The organism is Acidimicrobiales bacterium, assembly GCA_035533095.1.
In the GTDB taxonomy this organism is placed as follows: Bacteria; Actinomycetota; Acidimicrobiia; order Acidimicrobiales; family Palsa-688; genus DATLUM01.
This window is the reverse complement of the sequence record DATLUM010000091.1, coordinates 1-3,903: the sequence shown is the minus strand read 5'-3', so window position 1 is coordinate 3,903 and position 3,903 is coordinate 1. Positions and strand designations below refer to the sequence as shown.

The 3,903-nt window shown below is 66.9% G+C and carries 4 protein-coding genes; 1 reads left to right on the top strand and 3 read right to left on the bottom strand.

Annotated elements, in window-relative coordinates; all coding sequences use genetic code 11:
• From VNF71_11220 to VNF71_11210, 3 genes are all read right to left on the bottom strand, one after another.
• The coding region (locus VNF71_11220) for an RNA-binding domain-containing protein (protein HVA75120.1) at positions 1-416 on the bottom strand (416 nt) is incomplete at its 3' end.
• A 209-nt stretch (positions 417-625) separates the two neighbouring features.
• A complete protein-coding gene (locus VNF71_11215) occupies positions 626-1,225 on the bottom strand; it encodes a restriction endonuclease (GenBank protein HVA75119.1) in 600 nt (199 codons plus the stop codon).
• 183 nt (positions 1,226-1,408) lie between these two features.
• The gene (locus VNF71_11210; GenBank protein HVA75118.1) at positions 1,409-2,614 is read right to left on the bottom strand and encodes a G1 family glutamic endopeptidase; all 1,206 of its coding nucleotides are present in this window, start codon (positions 2,612-2,614) and stop codon (positions 1,409-1,411) included.
• Between the two features lie 254 nt (positions 2,615-2,868).
• Between VNF71_11210 and VNF71_11205 the strand changes: the two genes are divergently transcribed.
• A complete protein-coding gene (locus VNF71_11205; protein HVA75117.1) occupies positions 2,869-3,603 on the top strand; it encodes a helix-turn-helix transcriptional regulator in 735 nt (244 codons plus the stop codon).
• The last annotated feature ends 300 nt before the right edge of the window (positions 3,604-3,903 follow it).

The window sequence follows — 3,903 nt, the reverse complement described above, 5'->3', positions numbered from 1 at the left end:
AGCACCTCGCCTAGGTCAAGCCCTCCGCCGGCTTCTGACCGCCCCTTGGCAATGCCGATCTCCAAAGCCAAGGGCGGCTCGATGAAGTTGACGACCGCGTTCTCCAGTGTCTGCGCTCGGAGCGTCGACGGCCTGAGCGTCGGCCAACGCTCAGGCCGATCGTGCTCGTCGTCTTCGACTCCTACGAATATGAGCCCACCACCGCTGTTGGCCATGGCCCCCACCGTGTCGATGAACCGCCGGTGTTGACGGTTCGCCAACGGGTGATCGGGGCCCTTGATGTCGTACGTGCTCCGGTATTCGAGGCGCGGTCCCTCGCGTGGGTAGCCCTGAAGAAACGCGTCGACCCTCTCCCAGTCGAGCGTGGACGGCAAAGGACCCGTCCAGAGATCAGTGTCCACAGGTAAGGGCGGCACGCTCGACAGTGTTGCTCACGCCCGCAGTGTAGGACTCGCATCCGACCCGCGGAATCCGTCCAACGCTGCAATCCACAAGGACCCGCGTTTCGGCCCAGAAGCCTCTGGCGCTGAAGATGAATCCCGGTGGGATTGTTCAAGCTGGCCGGCAGACCGCCAGGACAAATCCGACCGTCGTTCGCGCCCTTGCTCAGGTACGCCGGCGTGAGCTAGAGGAGCCGGGCCAGGATCTCCCGGTCGAACAGCTCGATGTCGTGATCACGAGCAAGCCCACGAGCCGCATCTGTGAACGTCGAGGTGGTCACGAAAATGCCGTGCTCCAGCCGGTGGTGGAAGAGCATGGCGTAGAAGTGCTGCATGTCGCGTGAGCTGACCCGCGAGTCCGAGTACCGCTTGCACTGGACGCCGACCGTCCGACCCTGAGGGTCTACCGCCCGAATGTCGACGCCGAGGTCTCCGCGCCCTCCAACGACTCGCACGTCTCGGTAACCCAAGTGGCGCAGCAGCTGACCAGTCCACTTCTCGAAGTCAGGCGGGCTGAGCGCGAGGAGCTGGTCGACAGACTGGGCGCGCACGGGCCGCCAACCCGACCCCGCCATCGCAACGAGGCGACCCGTCCACAGGAAGGGCCGGACAAGCCAGCCGGAAAACCGCAAGCCGGCCGTCGGGCGACCAGCTAGCCGGGCGAATATGTATGCCGCTCCGTCGACCAGCAGGGCAAGGCCGACGACGAGCGCGAGGGGCGGCACCAGGACTTGAACGATCTGGACGACAAGGACCGCAGTAACGGCCAACGCCGCGAGTCCCACGACCAGATTGAGTCCCGGTGGACTGGTTGATCGGCGCCGTCTGCGCGTCCTGACCACTGTGGCGCGAGTATGGGGCGCGTCCCGATCTTCCGCGCGATACTGACGGTCCGACGTGAGCGTCACGATCCCGAGCGGGATCTTTCGGGCCATTGACGCCGAGGCACTGGCTTGGCCGCCTCGCCCCTACGGCGCCGCTGGGGTCTCGCTCCCGTAACCCACGGTGAAGCTATCAGCCGACAGCGCCGACGACACGGAGACCGTCGCGCCGCCCTGGACGATAGACAGGCCCTCGGTGAGCGTGCGGGGGCCGATGAAGCGTGCATTGCTGAACGTCACGTCAGGGACATAGTGGCCGAGCGTGTATACGCTCCCGGCCGTGGTGTTGACGGGGGCCTCGACGATCCACTCGGCCGACTGGTGTGGACCGGTGTAGGTCCGCACCCTGGTGTAGTTCTGCCCCGTGGTGTCGTCGGTCAACGTGATCCCCCAACTCGGTCCGCTGACCTGCCAGATCGTCACCGTGACGCGGTGGCCCGGTAGGACCGACACCTGGCCCCAAGGGATGTGCACGGTCGTCGGATCGTCGGGCAGGACCTCCCACCAGGCCCGATATTTGACCGCGTTCGTTCCAGGCACGGTTTGCTCCAAGACCCCCGCCTGGATCAGCGGCGTGTTCGGCCCGACGCCGACGCCGTCGATCCCGACCCATTCGGCCATCGCGGTCTCGGTCGACGAGACAACGAGGTTGGGCACGGTGAACGTGCCCGTGACGGCCGTGTACGGGCCGTCGCCCACAACGTAGCCGGACCAGAGCCCGCCCACTACCACGACGCCGCGGGCCGGGGCGCTCAGCTGTCCGGTCGCGTAGGAGTAGGCGCGGTAGTACGCGGTTCGCGTGGGGGTGAACGTGTAGCTCGCCTGCCCCGAGGGGTCGACCTGGACGGTGACGAGGGCGGACCACGTGACGAGGTCCGTCGACACCTGGAACTGGATACTTATGCCCGGTGCACCTGGCCAGGTGATCGTCACCGGTTGTCCCGAGGGAGTGTTGAAGATCGTCTGGATCGTTGCGGAGATCGGAGCCTGGAACGCCTGGAGCGGCGGGGCGGAAGGCTGGGGGGCGGGCGTGGCGAAGATGGGCGTTGGCACCGTCTCATCGGCGGGTGCGGAGATCACCGGCGTCATGAACGGCGTGGGCAGCACGGCTTGCGCCGGTGCGGCGGTGCCGGGAACCGGCAGTGGGGACGCCTGGACTTGGGTGGGCACCTGCGGCGCCACAGGCGTGATCGGCGCGGTGTGGATGAATGCACCGAGCACGATGAGCCCGAGACACAGCGTCAGGCCACCGAGTACCACCACCAGCGAGCCAAACGTCAACCGCCGAAGCACAGGGTCAGACTACTTCCTCCCGGGCCAAGCGGAGGCACGCGCTGCCCCGGAAAGACCTCGTCTTGGAGCACCTCGGCGGCTGGCCGGCTGACCACACGGACGACGGTCGAGCCGAGACCCCCTTCTGGGATGGCCTCATCCTCGCCTTCAGGCCCGGGGCTTCGCCGACGGCCGGGCGAGCGCGAGACTTTCGTCCGTCGCTTTCATCGATTTGGTTGATGACAATCATCGACTGCTAGGGGGATGATCCTGCCATGAGTGGCCCTGACGTGCCGGTCGATGGCGGCGATGGCTTGGCGTCGCTGTCTTCTCTGTCGGAGCGCGAACGGGAGATCCTCACCGCGGCGGCGGCCGGGCTTCCCGCGCGCGAGATCGCCGTTCAGTTCTCGCTGTCAGAAGCGACCGTTCGCAGCCACCTCTCGAGCATCTACTCGAAGCTGGGCGTCTCCGGCCGCGTCGAGCTCCTTGCCCGTCTCACGGCGTCGCCTGCACCCCTGGGCGCGGCCAAGGCCGCGGATCCGAACGTGCCAGCGACGCCTCGCCGCCAGGCCGGTCAGAAATCGATCCGCGCCTCGCGAATCGCGATCGTCCTCGCCGCGGTCGTGGCGGCCGCGGTCGTGGCCGGGGCATTCCTGGTGCTGCGTCCAGACCTGCCGCCGAGGTCCGACCTCGGGACGGTCTCCCGCCTCGTATCCTCCGGCCAGGTGACCGACCTGAGTCTCGTCGGCGAGAGGCTTACGGTGACCGAGGTGAACGGGCAGCGGCTGCGGGTCGAGGGCGTGAACGACGATCGGCTGCTGCTGGCGGCTGCAAGCCTCGCACAAGCTGAAGGTCGACCCATCTCGGTATCCAGGACCGGCGGGGCGTCCGAGATAGCTCAACTGGCGATCCTGGCCTCGGCGCTGCTCCCTCCGATCGTGGTCGTCGTGATCGCGGGTCTCGTCCTGAGGGCGCTCGGGCGCCGTTTCCCGCCGGCTCGCACGACGTAACGGCACGGGTCAAGCAGTCGCGTCCCATCGCCGAGCGCGGGGCTCGCTTGTTATCTCGGCCTCTAGCCCAATCACGCCGACGAATTACGCGGCTGTGCGCAGTGCGATGGCGATCCACTCCGGCAGCACGATCTTCGGTGTGGAACCCGGCGGTTCAAGTCCTCTCGCCCCGACCAAACCTACCTCATCACGTTGGGTCGACCTGAACCGTGTGGGTGGACATGAAAACTGCAGAGAGTTGAGCACGAAAAGTGCAGAGGCCCTCGGGGTGACCCGGGGGCCTTTCCATTGGGACGGGAA